At 70.5% G+C, this 13,605-nt stretch carries 13 protein-coding genes; 8 read left to right on the top strand and 5 right to left on the bottom strand.

Translation table 11 applies throughout. The features are described 5' to 3' along the window. Positions 1-23: 23 nt before the first annotated feature. Positions 24-1,172, bottom strand: a complete 1,149-nt coding sequence (locus AC068D_RS03130; protein WP_478821166.1) for a CaiB/BaiF CoA transferase family protein — start codon at positions 1,170-1,172, stop codon at positions 24-26. 259 nt (positions 1,173-1,431) lie between these two features. Further along, the gene (locus AC068D_RS03125) at positions 1,432-1,815 is read right to left on the bottom strand and encodes an MmcQ/YjbR family DNA-binding protein (RefSeq protein ID WP_478821165.1); all 384 of its coding nucleotides are present in this window, start codon (positions 1,813-1,815) and stop codon (positions 1,432-1,434) included. 139 nt (positions 1,816-1,954) lie between these two features. Between AC068D_RS03125 and AC068D_RS03120 the strand changes: the two genes are divergently transcribed. Continuing rightward, positions 1,955-3,145, top strand: coding sequence for a saccharopine dehydrogenase family protein (locus AC068D_RS03120; RefSeq protein ID WP_478821164.1), 1,191 nt, complete (start codon positions 1,955-1,957; stop codon positions 3,143-3,145). Positions 3,146-3,292: 147 nt separating this feature from the next. Next, positions 3,293-4,174, top strand: coding sequence for a hypothetical protein (locus AC068D_RS03115; protein ID WP_478821163.1), 882 nt, complete (start codon positions 3,293-3,295; stop codon positions 4,172-4,174). Between the two features lie 193 nt (positions 4,175-4,367). On the opposite strand, the gene AC068D_RS03110 is transcribed toward AC068D_RS03115, so the two are convergent. After that, complete coding sequence (locus AC068D_RS03110) at positions 4,368-5,048, bottom strand: endonuclease V (protein ID WP_478821162.1); 681 nt, start codon at positions 5,046-5,048, stop codon at positions 4,368-4,370. Positions 5,049-5,087: 39 nt separating this feature from the next. Here AC068D_RS03110 and AC068D_RS03105 point away from each other — a divergent pair, with 39 nt between their 5' ends. Next, on the top strand, positions 5,088-5,387 hold the full coding sequence (locus AC068D_RS03105) for a YciI family protein (RefSeq protein ID WP_478821161.1): 300 nt from the start codon (positions 5,088-5,090) through the stop codon (positions 5,385-5,387). Positions 5,388-5,457: 70 nt separating this feature from the next. Here AC068D_RS03105 and AC068D_RS03100 read toward each other — a convergent pair whose 3' ends face one another. Further along, positions 5,458-6,534, bottom strand: a complete 1,077-nt coding sequence (locus AC068D_RS03100; protein ID WP_478821160.1) for a WD40/YVTN/BNR-like repeat-containing protein — start codon at positions 6,532-6,534, stop codon at positions 5,458-5,460. A 210-nt stretch (positions 6,535-6,744) separates the two neighbouring features. Here AC068D_RS03100 and ssgD point away from each other — a divergent pair, with 210 nt between their 5' ends. The 5 genes from ssgD (at position 6,745) to AC068D_RS03075 (ending at position 12,160) form a co-directional block, all read left to right on the top strand. Then, complete coding sequence (ssgD, locus tag AC068D_RS03095) at positions 6,745-7,161, top strand: spore wall synthesis regulator SsgD (protein ID WP_478821159.1); 417 nt, start codon at positions 6,745-6,747, stop codon at positions 7,159-7,161. Positions 7,162-7,433: 272 nt separating this feature from the next. Next, on the top strand, positions 7,434-9,074 hold the full coding sequence (locus AC068D_RS03090; protein ID WP_478821158.1) for an ABC-F family ATP-binding cassette domain-containing protein: 1,641 nt from the start codon (positions 7,434-7,436) through the stop codon (positions 9,072-9,074). A 150-nt stretch (positions 9,075-9,224) separates the two neighbouring features. After that, positions 9,225-10,001 (top strand): dimethylargininase, encoded by a 777-nt coding sequence (gene ddaH, locus AC068D_RS03085; protein WP_478821157.1) that lies wholly within the window; start codon positions 9,225-9,227, stop codon positions 9,999-10,001. 183 nt (positions 10,002-10,184) lie between these two features. After that, entirely contained in the window at positions 10,185-11,159 is a 975-nt protein-coding gene (locus AC068D_RS03080; protein WP_478821156.1) for an acyl-ACP desaturase, read from the top strand. An 83-nt stretch (positions 11,160-11,242) separates the two neighbouring features. After that, the gene (locus AC068D_RS03075; RefSeq protein WP_478821395.1) at positions 11,243-12,160 is read left to right on the top strand and encodes a chitosanase; all 918 of its coding nucleotides are present in this window, start codon (positions 11,243-11,245) and stop codon (positions 12,158-12,160) included. A 21-nt stretch (positions 12,161-12,181) separates the two neighbouring features. On the opposite strand, the gene AC068D_RS03070 is transcribed toward AC068D_RS03075, so the two are convergent. Continuing rightward, positions 12,182-13,516, bottom strand: a complete 1,335-nt coding sequence (locus tag AC068D_RS03070; protein WP_478821155.1) for an SDR family NAD(P)-dependent oxidoreductase — start codon at positions 13,514-13,516, stop codon at positions 12,182-12,184. Positions 13,517-13,605 lie beyond the last annotated feature (89 nt).

Here is a 13,605-nt window from a genome sequence, read left to right as displayed (position 1 = left end):
TCCGTACGGAACCGTCCGTTTCATCAGCTGTCTCCGCTCTTCGACAAGATGCCTGGTACGTCCCAGTCGCGTGCGACCTCTTCGGTGTCCGCGCCCGGCTGGGCCGGCGGGCGGCACACGGCGCCGGGGGTCGCGGAGAACCGGGGCGCGGGGGCCGGCTGGGTGATCCCGCCGTGGTCGGTGAAGGTGCCGCGCGCCGCGAGATGGGGGTGGGCCGGCGCCTCGCGCAGCGAGAGAACGGGCGCGACACACGCGTCGGAGCCCTCGAAGACGGCCGTCCACTCGTCCCGGGTCCTGGTGCGGAAGCGGTCGGCGACGACGGTCCGCAGCTCGCCCCAGCGGGCGAAGTCCTTGCGCGCCGGAGCCTCGCTCCCGATGCCGAGCAGCTCGATGAACTCGTCGTAGAAGTGATGCTCGAGTGCACCGACCGCCATGTACTGCCCGTCGGCGGTCTCGTAGGTCCCGTAGAAGGGGCAGCCGCCGTCGAGGAGATTGGTGCCGCGGCGGTCCTGCCAGCCGCCCGCGGCCATCATCCCGTGGATCATGGTGGCGAGATGCGCCGCGCCGTCGACGATCGCCGCGTCGACGACCTGGCCGCTTCCCCCTGAGGTACGGGCATGCTGCAGTGCCGCCAGCACACCGATGACGAGATAGAGCGAACCGCCGGCGTAGTCACCCACGAGGTTGGCGGGGACGGCGGGCGGCTCACCGGACTTGCCGATCATGCCGAGGGTGCCGGTGATCGCGATGTAGGCGATGTCGTGTCCGGCGCGCGGGGCGAGCGGTCCTTCCTGACCCCAGCCGGTCATCCGGCCGTAGACCAGCCCGGGGTTGCGCGCGTGGCATTCCTCGGGGCCGACCCCGAGGCGTTCGGCAACGCCGGGGCGGTAGCCCTCGATGAGGACGTCGGCGCGTTCGACCAGGTCGAGGACCTGCTGTGCGCCTCCATCGGCCTTGAGGTCGATCAGTACGGACCTCTTGTTGCGGTTGGTGAGGTCGTAGGCCGGGTCGATGCCGAGTCCCGCCCCGCCGGGCCGGTCGATCCGTACGACATCGGCGCCGAGGTCCCCGAGCAGCATGGCGGCGAACGGACCAGGTCCGATGCCCGCCAGCTCGACCACCCGCACTCCGGCCAGCGGACCGCCCGGCGCGTCGTTCCCTGTCGCTGCCATCAAGCCCCCAGCACTATGACACAACTGATGTAACATCGGTGATGTTAAGAACGTGTTCCACTCCGCACAAGCCCCTGAGGCGAGCAAGCGCTTGGTTGTTCCACCGCCGTGCCGTCGGCGGCGGAGTGTCCGTCACCGGTTCCGCACGGTTCCGGGGGACCGGGACTCCATGCCTATACCCCGCACCGCCGGTGCCGCCGCGCGTGTCGCACTTCCGGCGGCACCGCTGACCACCTGCTCCGCGGAGGGTGCGGCCGGGTCAGCGGGAGTCGAGTTCGGCGATCAGCCTCTTGGTCGCGACGGCGCGGTAGCTCTCCTCGACCCAGTCGAGGAGCATGTCCGCCACGGGGGCACCTTTCCCGTCGAGCGGGATCCGGACCCAGCCCGCCTTGCCCAGGCCGTAGCCGGACGGCTCGGCGCCCGGGCAGGACAGGGCGTGGGCATGCATCGCCTCGTCCTTGAGCTTCACCCCGATGCCCAGCGGATGGCTGCCGTCGTCCACCCCCAGGAATACGAAGATCTTCTTGTTGACCTTCACCACGGTCTCCCCCCAGGGAAACTCCTCGCCCGCTCCGGGCAGCCCCAGGGCAAAGGACCGCACCTTCTCCCATTTCGCCAGTGCCGCCTTCGGTGGTGCCGCCATCCCGTCCTCCCGGTCGCGCGGACAGTTCGCTCTCACGCTAGCCTCGCCCATCGGCATCGGCGCGGGGCATGGCCCTGTGTCCGGTCGATCAGCCCGTCAGGATCGGCCGGACCAGGCCTGAAGCAGGTGGAGGGTCAGCGTGAACAGGCAGAACGGACCGGAGCGGCCGTACGACATCGTGCTCTTCGGAGCGACCGGCTTCGTCGGCGCACTCACCGCGGAGTATCTGGCGGCGCAGGCGCCGGAGGGGTGCCGCTGGGCCGTCGCCGGCCGCAGCAGGGCCAAGCTGGAGCGGCTGCGGGAACGGCTCGCCGCCGTCGATCCCGCACTTGCGGAGCTGCCGTTGATCGTCGCCGACGCCTCGGACCCGGAGTCCCTGCGTGAGCTCGCCGAGTCCACCCATGTCGTGGCCACCACCGTCGGCCCGTACGTCTGGTACGGGGAGCCGCTGGTCGCCGCCTGCGCCGAGGCCGGGACGGACTACACCGACCTCACGGGCGAGCCGGAATTCGTCGACACCATGTTCGTACGGCACGACGCACGGGCCCGCGAGACCGGTGCCCGGATCGTGCACGCCTGCGGCTTCGACTCGGTGCCGCACGACCTGGGCGCCTATTTCACGGTCCAGCAGTTGCCGGAGGACGTGCCGTTGCGTGTCGACGGCTTCGTCCGCGCCGGCGGAATATTCTCCGGCGGCACCTTCGCCTCCGCGCTCACCGCCATGGGGCGAGGACGTGAAGCCGGGCGCGCCGCCCGGGAACGGCGGCTGCACGAGGCCAGGCTGATGGGCCGCCGCGCCAGGGCGCCTTTCGCCGCGCCCCGGTTCAGCAGGGAGACCGGCACGTGGGCGCTGCCGCTGCCGACGCTGGACCCGCAGATCGTGGCGCGGTCGGCGCGGCGGCTGGAGCGGTACGGCCCCGACTTCCAGTACCGGCACTACGCCTCGGTCAAGACGTTGCCGATGGCACTCGGCGGTCCCGCCGCGCTCGGCGCCCTCGCCGCGCTCGCCCAGATCCCGCCCGCGCGCAGGTGGCTGATGGACCGTTACGAGCCGGGGCGGGGGCCGAGTGCGGAGCAGCGCGAACGGAGCTGGTTCCGGGTCCGTTTCGTCGGCGAGGGCGGCGGACGCCGGGTCTTCACCGAGGTCTCGGGCGGCGACCCGGGCTACGGCGAAACGGCGAAGATCCTCGCCGAGTCGGCGCTGAGCCTCGCATTCGACGAACTGCCGGGGACCTCCGGGCAGGTCACGACCGCTGTCGCGATGGGCGATGCGCTGCTGACGCGGCTGCGCGCCGCGGGGATCGTCTTCCGGGTCGCGCACTCCCGCTGAGGCCGTCCCGACCGGAGGCGGGGCGAGCCGAGCCGCCCCGGCGTGGGACCGTTCACCTCCCCGGCGGATCGGCACTACCGGCCAAGGGCTTGCGTGTCGCGGCGCCTGTCCGGATTCCCGCGGGACCGGGCTCACTACCCTGACCGCGTGGGTCACATCGCGAAGCGGGCCGAGGGCGCAGGACCGTTCACCACCAGGCTGACCTGGCGCCTCGCCGAGGGCGGCGTCGCGGTCTGGGAGTCGCGTGCGGCGCGCAAACGAGGCGCACTCACGGTCAGGGCGGCCGAGGACGCGGAAGGTGTCCCCCGATCGGCGGACACCGTGGCCCTCGGCCGGCTGCGGACCCTCAACACCACGGCCGCCGTGGCCTTCACCGTGGGAGGGGCGCTGTTCGCTCTCGGTGCTGCCGTCGCCCTCGGTGGCGGCAGTGCGACGACAAGTGCTTGCGTCTACTTCGCGGGTGGGCTGTTCTTCAACGCGGGCGGCTATGCCTCCCTGCTCCAGACGATCAACGCGCCCAGGCTGGGCAGCACATCGGAAGCGCTGGAGACGCGCGGCTGGCGCTGGTGGAGCTACGAGCCCATGCAGATCGACTGGCTCAGCACGTTCGTGCTGTTCGCCGGGACACTGGTGTTCGGAGTCAACCTGCTGGACTCGTTCCTCCACGGACTCTCCGCCCAGCAGACAAACCGGCTGATCTGGGCGCCCGACATGATCGGTTGTCTGCTGTTCCTCATTTCCGGGCACCTGGCCCTGGTGGAGGTCTGTCATGGCCGCCCGGCCGTCCGGGCGCGCGAACTCGGCTGGTGGATCGTGGCAGTCAACCAGTTCGGATCCGCACTGTTCATGATCGCGGCACTGGCCGACTTCACCGTGCCGCAGACCGGGAGCCTGGTGAACGCCGACATCGCCGACTGGGGCACCCTCAGCGGGGCCGTGTGCTTCTCCGTCGGCGGCGTGCTGCAGGGGTTCGAACGGCCGCACACCGAAAGGGCCCTGGCACGCGACACTTCGCCGTCCGGGGCATGACGGACCCGTCGCCTCGTCCGGCGGGCGGACACTCGCGCAAGCCGGCACCGCAGCCGTACACCCGCGCCCTGGAGCATGGCCCGCCTCGGCCTCCGCGGTCCGCTCCTCGGACCGCTGCGTCAGGCTGTTCGGGCCGTCGTCTCAGACCGTCGTCTCAGACCGTCGTCTCAGGCCGTCGTCTCAGGCCGTCGTCTCAGGCCGTTGCCTCGCGCAGCGCCCGGCGGCAGAGCGCGTCCGCACGCCGCGTCGTCTCCGGCAGGCGGAAGTCCGGCGCGAGGGCGAGGGTGTGGGCGCAGGCGTTGGCAAGCGACATCCGGTGGCCCACCGAGACGTACACCGGCTTGACGCCGTCCTGGGTGCGCAGCGCCCTGCCGACCTCCTCGCCGTCGTCCGCAAGCAGCGGAGCGGCCTCGCCGCGCCGGTGTCCGGGGGGATCGCAGGCAAAGGTGAACGGGTTCTTGGCGACGCCGATCACCGGCAGTCCGGTGACCACGCCGAGGTGGCTGGCCAGCCCGAAGCGGCGGGGGTGCGCACGGCCGTAGCCATCGCAGACGACCAGCCCGGGTGCCGTGTTCAGCGACTCCAGCGCAGCCAGCACGGTCGGGATCTCGCGGAAGGCGAGCAGCCCGGGCACATAGGGGAACGCGACCCTGCCGACGGCAGTGGTCTCCTCGACGACCGCGAGAGTACCCGCGTCGAGGACCACGGCGGCCGCGACGACGACATCGCGCTCGTCGTCGTAGGCCACGTCCACTCCGGTGACGAGGCCGGTGCCGGGCGGCGGCCCCGGTTCGTCGAGTACGACGCGTGCGCGCAGTTCGTCCTGTACGGCTCGGGCCTCGGTCTCGTCCGCGGGTGTCCTGATGGTGGTCATGATGACCTCCACCTTAGACACCCGGCTAACCTGGCGATCATGTTCGTACTGGAATTGACCTACACCGCGCCCGTCGAGCGCGTCGACGCGCTCCTCGACGCCCATGTCGCCTGGCTGGACGCCCTGTACGAGGAGGGTGTGTTCATCGCGTCGGGACGCAAGAACCCGCGTGACGGGGGTGTGGTGCTCGCCGTCGGGGACGACCGCGCGCGGATCGAGGAGATCGCGGCGGCCGACCCCTTCGTCACCGGTGGGGTGTGCGCGTACCGCATCACGGAGTTCATCGCGACGAAGACGGCGCCCGGTCTCGAGCGGTACCGGCAGCAGTTGCCGGGATAGGGCTCCCGGCCGGACGGCCGGAACCACCGGACAGGCACGTTCCCGGTGATCCCGGCCCCGGAAATCCCGGTCAGAACTCCAGTCGGGCGATCCTGCCCTTCTCGCCCGATGCCCAGCACCCGAAGTCGGCCGTGCAGTCGACGGTGTCGTACGACCCCGGGTCGACCGTCCGCCAGCTGCGGCCGCCGTCGGTCGTGAGATCCGTGCCGGTGGGGCCGACGGCCAGGGCGGCGGACCGGCTGTGCGGGAGCCAGGCAACACCCGAGCGGTAGGCCGGGGGCGGGGTCCTGGCCCCGCTCCAGCTGCGGCCGCCGTCCCTGCTCACCGCGCCCGCCTGCGGCGACGCCTGTCCGGTCCGGTAGTCGCCCCCGACCGCGAGCCCGTGGCGGCGGTCACGGAAGGCGAGGGCGAAGACTCCCCGGGCCGGGTCCCCGGCCGGGATCGTCGACTCGGCCGCAGTCCAGTGCAGTCCACGGTCGGCCGAGTGCAGGATCCGCGCACGGGCACCGCCGCCGGTCGCCAGCCAGACGTCCCTCGGGCCGGAGCTGACCAGGCACTGACCGCTCGCCGCAAATCCCGCCTCGCCCGGCTCGGCGGGCGGCATCCCTGCGCTCGGCAGCACCTTCCACGACCTGCCGCCGTCGCCGGTCGACAGGATCCGGTACTTTCCGTCGACCGGGTCGCTCATGGCAAGACCATGACGGCTGTCGAAGAAGGTGATGCAGTCGTAGAAGGCCTTCGGATCGGTATTGCGGAAGGACTCGGTCCAGGTCGCCCCGCCGTCGGTGGTACGGAGGACCCGGGATGCCTCGCCCTCGCCGATGGCCAGTACCACGGCCCGCCTGCCGTCGAAGGCCTCGACGTCCCGGAACTCCAGTTCGCCCGCGCCGGGCGGAGAGACGTTCCGCCAGCTCCGGCCGCCGTCCGTGGTGCGGAGCACCGTGCCCTTGGAGCCCGCGGCCCACGCGGTGCTCCGGCTGACGGCGGCGAGGCCCCGGAACCGCACCTCCGTACCCGTCTGCTTGAGCTCCCAGTGCGGGAGCCGCCGTTCGTCCGCCGCGTGTGCCGGGGCCGCGAGGGCCGCGGCGAGCGCCGCCCCGCACAGTCCCACGGAAACCGCTCGTCTCGTCTTCCCCATGGACGTCATGGCGCGCGAACGTAATCCACCAGCGGGATCCGGTCCAGAGCGCCTCCCGCCCGGGAACGGACGACTTCCGGCCACACGCCAGGTGCGGGACGGCGGTGACGCAGGTCACCCGTGCGACCTCGTCCGGCCGATGCACGGATTTTGTCAATCCGCCGTCTACTTCTGTGCGAGAAGACGTCGCCGCGCCGCAACGAGGAGAGGGAGCAGGCCATGGCCACCATCATCGAGCAGGCCGTGCAGGCCCGTCTGGTCGCCTCCGCGCCGAAGATGGAATCCGTGCCGGCCACCCTCCGCTACGACCGTGCGGATCCGTTCGCCGTCAGCATGGAGTTCCCCGCGCCGGCCACCCTGGAGGGCACGGAGGTGTCCTGGGAGTTCTCACGCGAGTTGCTCGTGGAGGGCATGGAGGCGCCCGCGGGTGTGGGGGACGTACGGGTACGGCCGTACGGCTACGACCGCACCGTCCTCGAGTTCCATGCCCCCGAGGGCACGGCCATGGTGCACGTCCGCACCTCCGAGGTGCGGCGGTTCCTCACACGGGTCGAGGGACTGGTCCCGGCCGGGCGCGAGCACCTCTATCTGGACCTCGACGAGGATCTCGCCGAGCTGATGCGCGACGCCTGCTGACGGCGGAAACCGGCCGGTGTGCACGCCCGCCGGATTAATCGTTTGCCCCACCGCCGGACCGGGCGTAGCTTCGAATCCGGTTCTGTTGTCGTTGATCGGAGAAGGACATTGCTCGTCTGAGGTCCTGAGACACCGTGCGACGCGGCTTTCTGCCCGCGTGCCGTGTGCGACCTCGGCGTACGAGCCGTTCCGTCCCTCCGGACCAGGGCCTTTGTGCCGTCCCCCGGTGTCTCACCCGTTGCCCGTCCATTTCTCGCAACAGGGAGACCCGTATGTCTACTTTCCCCACCTATGTCAATTGCTCCTCCCTCTCCTTCTCCTGGCCGGACGGCACCCCCGTCTTCGAGGACTTCGACCTCGCGGTCGGCCCGGGCCGAACCGGTCTGATCGGGCTCAACGGCTCGGGGAAGTCGACCCTGCTGCGCCTTGCCGCAGGCGAACTCACCCCCACCGAAGGCACCGTGCGGGTGACGGGCGGCTTCGGGTACCTCCCGCAGAACCTGGTGCTCGACACGGCGCTGCGCGTCGACGAGGCGCTGGGGGTCGCGGCCACCCGCACCGCGCTCCACGCCATCGAGGCGGGCGACGTCCGTGAGGAGCACTTCACGGCGGTCGGCGACGACTGGGACGTCGAGGAGCGGGCACGCGCCACGCTCGACCAGCTCGGGCTCGGACACGTGGGACTCGACCGGACCATCGGCGAGATGTCGGGCGGCGAGTGCGTGCTGCTGCGGCTGGCCGCGCTGCTGCTGGCGCGCCCCGGGGTGCTGCTGCTCGACGAGCCGACCAACAATCTGGATCTGTACGCCCGCCGGCGGCTGTACGACGCGGTGGATGCCTGGTCGGGGGTGATGGTCGTGGTCAGCCACGACCGCGAACTCCTCGAGCGGGTCGACCAGATCGCCGATCTGCGCGACGGCGAGGTGACCTGGTACGGCGGCGCCTACTCGGACTACGAGGAGGCACTGGCGACCCAGCAGGAGGCCGCCGAGCGGATGGTGCGGGTCGCGGAGGCCGATGTGCAGCGACAGAAGCGCGAACTGGCCGACGCCCAGGTCAAACTGGCCCGGCGCAAGCGGTACGGACAGAAGATGTGGGACAGCAAGCGAGAGCCCAAGGTGGTGATGGGGGAACGCAAACGACAGGCCCAGGTATCGGCCGGCAAGCACCGCATCATGCACGCGGAGAAGCTGGGTGAGGCCAGGGAGCGGCTCGCCGAAGCGGTGGACGCGGTGCGCGACGACGACGAGATCCGGATCGAGCTGCCCCGCACCAGGGTGCATCCGGGCCGCGGCGTCCTACGGCTGGTGGATGTCGAACTGCCCTACGGGGGTCGGGTCGCGGGCGGTTTCGAGCTCCGCGGCCCCGAAAGGATCGCCCTCATCGGGCGGAACGGTGCGGGGAAGACGACGCTGCTGCGCACCGTCGCCGGGGAGTTGGAGCCGGTCTCGGGTGAGGTGACGGCCGACGTACCGCTGCGCTTTCTGCCGCAGCGGCTGGACGTGCTCGACGACGGGCTGAGCGTGGCGGAGAACGTCGCCCGCTTCGCTCCGGCGGCCACGGACAACGCCATCCGTGCACGACTGGCGCGGTTCCTGTTCAGGGGCGCTCGCGCGGACCGGGCGGCCGGAACCCTGTCGGGCGGTGAGCGGTTCCGCGCCGCGCTGGCCGCGCTGCTGCTCGCCGAGCCCGCGCCCCAGCTGCTGATGCTGGACGAGCCGACCAACAACCTGGACATGGCGAGTGTCCGGAGTCTGACGGCGGCGCTGGAGGCGTACGAAGGAGCGCTGATCGTGGCGAGCCATGATGTGCGGTTCCTGGAGTCCCTCGGGATCACCCGCTGGCTGTTGCTCGACGGTGAGCTGCGGCCCACGTCGGCCGACGAGGCGCGGGCGGCGCTGGGGACGCAGTGACGCTCCGGCCGGGCACCCCCGGCCCTCGTTCCGCCCCGCCGGACCCGGCGGGGCGGATCCGCCCGGTGTCCCCGGCATGGGTCTTTACGGGACCGGGCAGATGCGGCTAATGATGGCGCCGTCACCCCCCGAGCCCGCTCAGGAGACCCCGTGCCGAGCAGAAGAGCACTGATCCGACGTCCGAGCCCGCGCCTGGCCGAGGGCCTGGTCACCCACGTCGAGCGCCGCCCCGTGGATGCGGAGGCCGCGCTCGCCCAGTGGGAGGCCTACGGGGACGCCCTGCGCAGGCACGACTGGGAGACGGTGGAGACCGAGGCCGCCGACGACTGCCCCGACGGGGTCTTCGTCGAGGACACCGTGGTGATGTTCCGCAACGTGGCCCTCATCGCCCGTTCGGGAGCCGAGTCGCGCCGACCGGAGACCGTTGGGGTCGAGGAGACCCTGGCCCGGCTCGGATGCTCGGTGAACTGGGTCTGGGAGCCCGGCACGCTGGACGGCGGCGATGTCCTCAAGGTCGGTGACACGATCTATGTCGGCCTGGGCGGGCGGACCAACTCCGCCGGCGTCCAGCAGTTGCGGGCGGCCTTCGAGCCACTGGGCGCCCGGGTGGTTCCCGTACCGGTGTCGAAGGTGCTGCATCTGAAGTCGGCCGTGACGGCACTGCCGGACGGGACAGTGATCGGGTACGAGCCGCTGGTGGAGCAGCCTTCCCTCTTTCCGCGGTTCCTGCCGGTGCCGGAGGAGTCCGGAGCGCATGTCGTGCTGCTCGGTGGCGGAAAGCTGCTCATGGCGGAAAGCGCACCGAAGACGGCGGAGCTGTTCACAGACCTGGGATACGACCCGGTTCCTGTGGACATCAGCGAATTCGAGAAGCTCGAAGGCTGCGTGACCTGTCTCTCCGTGCGCCTCCGGGACCTGCACACATAAACAGATGAAAGGGAACGTAACGGACGCGGGCTTGGCCCATGGCTTACCGGGCCTTTAACCTACGGTTTCGTAACCTACGAGGCCGTAGGTAAGCGCGCCCGCCTCCCCCTCATCCGGCGGGTCGCCCGAAGGCTTCGGCCCGGCCTGCACCCCCGATATCTCTCCGCGTCCCCAGGAGCACCCGTGACGATCACCTCTCCCCACCTCACCAGTTCGGAAGCGTGGACGGACGCCCGGCTGCTGTACGCGCTGGAAGAGGTGGTGGAGAAGGAACTCAACCGGCATCTCAAGATCGCCAAGGACTGGATGCCGCACGAGTACGTCCCCTGGACGGACGGCCGGAACTTCGCCGGGCTCTTCGAGGACGGCGAGCCCTGGGAGCCCGGCCAGTCCAAGGTCACCGACATCGGCAGGATCGCCCTCGTGGTGAACCTGCTCACCGAGGACAACCTGCCCAGCTATCACCACGAGATCGCGACGCTCTTCGGCCGTGACGGCGCCTGGGGCACCTGGGTGCACCGGTGGACCGCCGAGGAGGGCCGCCACGGCATCGTGATGCGCGACTATCTGCTCGCCTCCCGTGCGGTCGATCCGGACCAGCTGGAGCGCTTCCGGATGTCCCACATGTCGGAGGGCTTCGAGTCCGACAACCGTCACTCGATGCTGCACTCCGTGGCGTACGTGGCCTTCCAGGAGCTTGCGACACGTATCTCGCACCGCAACACCGGCCATCAGTCGGGGGACCCGGTCTGCGACCGGATGCTGGCCCGGATCGCGACCGACGAGAACCTGCACATGGTCTTCTACCGGAATCTTCTCGGCGCAGCCTTCGAGATCGCCCCGGACCTGACGATGCAGGCCGTGCGCGACGTCGTCGTCAACTTCCGGATGCCGGGGCACGGCATGCCTGGCTTCGAGCGTGCAGCGGCTCAGATGGCGATCGGCGAGATCTACAACCTGCGCATCCACCACGACGACGTGCTGCAGCCCGTCCTGCGGTTCCTCAAGGTCATGGAGATCGACGGGCTCGGCCCGGAGGGCATGAAGGCGCAGGAGGAGCTGGGCCTGTACATGGGAGGCCTGGACTCCGAGGCCCTCAAGTTCGACGAGAAGCTCGCCGCGCGCAAGGCGCGGCTCGCGGCGCGCGCGGCGGGCTGACACACACCGGGGCGGAAGCGGACATTCCGAGGGGCGGGGCGTTTGCGCAGGTGAGGGCCCCGTAGGCTGGCCCCGTGAAGCCTCTGACACGCATCCTCCTCGTCGCCGCCCCGGTCGCCGTAGTCGTGTCCGCCGTTGTCGGCGGCGGCGGGGAGTCGGACGTTCCGCTCGCCGACCGGCCGAACGCGGCGGCACAGCGGCCGAACCACGCACCGAACCCCCTGAAGTCGGGCTCGGCCGCGGAACAGAAGGCGCTGGAGGCCCGGATCGCCAAGATGCCGCCGGGCCTCGCCGCCCCGGCCAAGAGGGAGATCGCCGCGCAGTTGGTGGCGAGCGCGGACAGCTCGACGCTCGACTGGCGCAGTCAGTACAACCAGATCGAGGACCTCGGTGACGGCAACGGCTACACCGCCGGCATCATCGGCTTCTGCTCGGGCACCAACGACATGCTCCAGCTCGTCGAGTCGTACACCGCCGAACACCCCGACAACGGACTCGCCCGCTACCTCCCCGCCCTCCGCGAGGTCGACGGCACCGACTCGCACGAGGGCCTCGACCCCGGCTTCAAGGAGGCCTGGGAGCGCGAGTCGCAGAAGGCGGCCTTCCGGAAGGCCCAGGACAGGACGCGCGACCGGGTCTACTTCGACCCCGCCGTCCAGCTCGCCAAGATGGACGGCCTCGGTACGCTCGGCCAGTTCATCTACTACGACGCGATGGTGCTGCACGGTCCCGGCCTGGAGGCCGACGGCTTCTACGGCATCCGCGCGGCGGCGATGAAGAAGGCGAGGACGGCGGCCGAGGGCGGGGACGAGAAGGCGTATCTGAACACCTTCCTCGACGTGGGCCGATCCGTGATGAAGGCCGGGCTTACCGAGACACAGCGCGACACGTCCCGTATCGACACCGCGCAGCGGGTGTTCCTGCGGAAGGGCAATCTCGATCTGGCCACGCCTCTGCAGTGGCAGACATACGGAGAAACGTTTCGCATCCCGGCGAGCTGATCACTCGCCGGGACACTGACGTCACCAGTCGGCTTCGCGGTAGTCCTTCAGGAACACGCCTGCGACCGGCGCCCCTGCCTCTCCCCGCACGATCGGGTCGTACACACGGGCAGCTCCGTCCACGATGTCCAGCGGCGTGCGGGTGCCGACCGCGGCGATACGCGCCTTCCGCGGGGCGGGGTTCTCATCCGTGATCCAGCCCGTGTCCACACTGCACATGTGCACCCCCTGGGCCGCCAGCTCCTGGGCGCTCGTGCGCGTCAGCATGTTCAGTGCGGCCTTGGCCATGTTGGTGTGCGGATGCCCACCGGTCTTGTTCCGTACGGCGAACCGGCCCTCGACGGCCGACACATTGACGATGTAGCGGCGCGGGCGCGGCGACGCCAGCAGCAGCGGCAGCAGCCGGTCGCAGAGCAGCGCGGGCGCCAGGGCATTGACGAGCTGGGTCTCGAGGATTTCCGCCGGGTCGAGCTCACCGATGCGTGCGGACCAGGAGTTGACCGGCGCCGAGTCGGGCAGCAGCCCGGCCTCGTCCACGGCGGGAAGCACGAGGTCGAGCGCATCGGACGGGGCTCGGCCGATGGCCGCCATGGCCGCGTATCCCGGTGCGGCGAGCACGCCCGGGGGCGGTGATGCCCCCTCGCCCGCGGCGAGCAGGGCGTACGACTCGGGGGGTCTGCGTATCGTCTGCGCCGCATTGTTGACGAGTATGTCAAGGGGCTCGCCCTGGGCGCGGAGCCGGTCGCAGAGGCCGAGCACCTGCCGCGGATCGCGCAGATCGATCGCCACGACGGTCAGCCGCCCGAACCAGTCCGCACTGCCCTCGACGGCACGGAACCGCCGCAGGGTGTCCTGCGGGAAACGACTCGTGACGAGAACATCGGCGCCGTCCCTGAGCATCATCAGCGCCAGCTGGAAGCCGATCTTCACACGACCGCCGGTGAGCAGCACACGTCGGCCGGCAAGGTCGGTCCTCAGGGCTCGACGCGCCGCGTTGTCACGGGCGCAGTCCGGACAGAGCCGGTGGTAGAAGGCATCGGCCTGTCGATACAGCGACTTGCAGACGTAGCAGTGCCGCGGTTTCACGTACTCCCCCGGACTCCCCTCGCGCATCGCCAGCGCGCTGTCCTCCCGCCGGTCGAGAGCACCGGTCGCGGTGGCGGCGCTCAGTACCGCGTCCGCCGCCGAGCGCAGCTGCCTACGAGCCTTGCGCCGCTTGTTGCGACTCTCCCGCGCGAACGACGCGGCAAGTTCCTCGCCACGCATCCGCCGGGGGTCGTCCAGGGGCAGTGCCCGCAGTCGCCCGACCATACGGCCGAACGCCACCAGCTCCTCGTCGGTGATCCGGTTGCTCATGCGCGCTGATCGTAATGACGGGTGGCGGTCGTCAGCATCCTGTTATCCCACCACTCGTTGGACGTAAGGCATTTCTGCGCTTTCGAGAT

It is taken from the genome of Streptomyces sp. NPDC043861, from assembly GCF_056435905.1.
The sequence above is the reverse complement of the archived record's forward strand: the minus strand, read 5'-3'. Positions and strand labels throughout refer to the sequence as shown.

Excerpts from the sequence above, each read along its gene's own strand:
- AC068D_RS03090 (WP_478821158.1), top strand. The coding sequence starts at position 7,434 with ATGTCTACTTTCCCCACCTATGTCAATTGCTCCTCCCTCTCCTTCTCC.
- AC068D_RS03100 (WP_478821160.1), bottom strand. The coding sequence starts at position 6,534 with ATGACGTCCATGGGGAAGACGAGACGAGCGGTTTCCGTGGGACTGTGC.
- AC068D_RS03070 (WP_478821155.1), bottom strand. The coding sequence starts at position 13,516 with ATGAGCAACCGGATCACCGACGAGGAGCTGGTGGCGTTCGGCCGTATG.
- AC068D_RS03110 (WP_478821162.1), bottom strand. The coding sequence starts at position 5,048 with ATGACCACCATCAGGACACCCGCGGACGAGACCGAGGCCCGAGCCGTA.
- AC068D_RS03105 (WP_478821161.1), top strand. The coding sequence starts at position 5,088 with ATGTTCGTACTGGAATTGACCTACACCGCGCCCGTCGAGCGCGTCGAC.
- AC068D_RS03125 (WP_478821165.1), bottom strand. The coding sequence starts at position 1,815 with ATGGCGGCACCACCGAAGGCGGCACTGGCGAAATGGGAGAAGGTGCGG.
- AC068D_RS03130 (WP_478821166.1), bottom strand. The coding sequence starts at position 1,172 with ATGGCAGCGACAGGGAACGACGCGCCGGGCGGTCCGCTGGCCGGAGTG.
- ssgD (WP_478821159.1), top strand. The coding sequence starts at position 6,745 with ATGGCCACCATCATCGAGCAGGCCGTGCAGGCCCGTCTGGTCGCCTCC.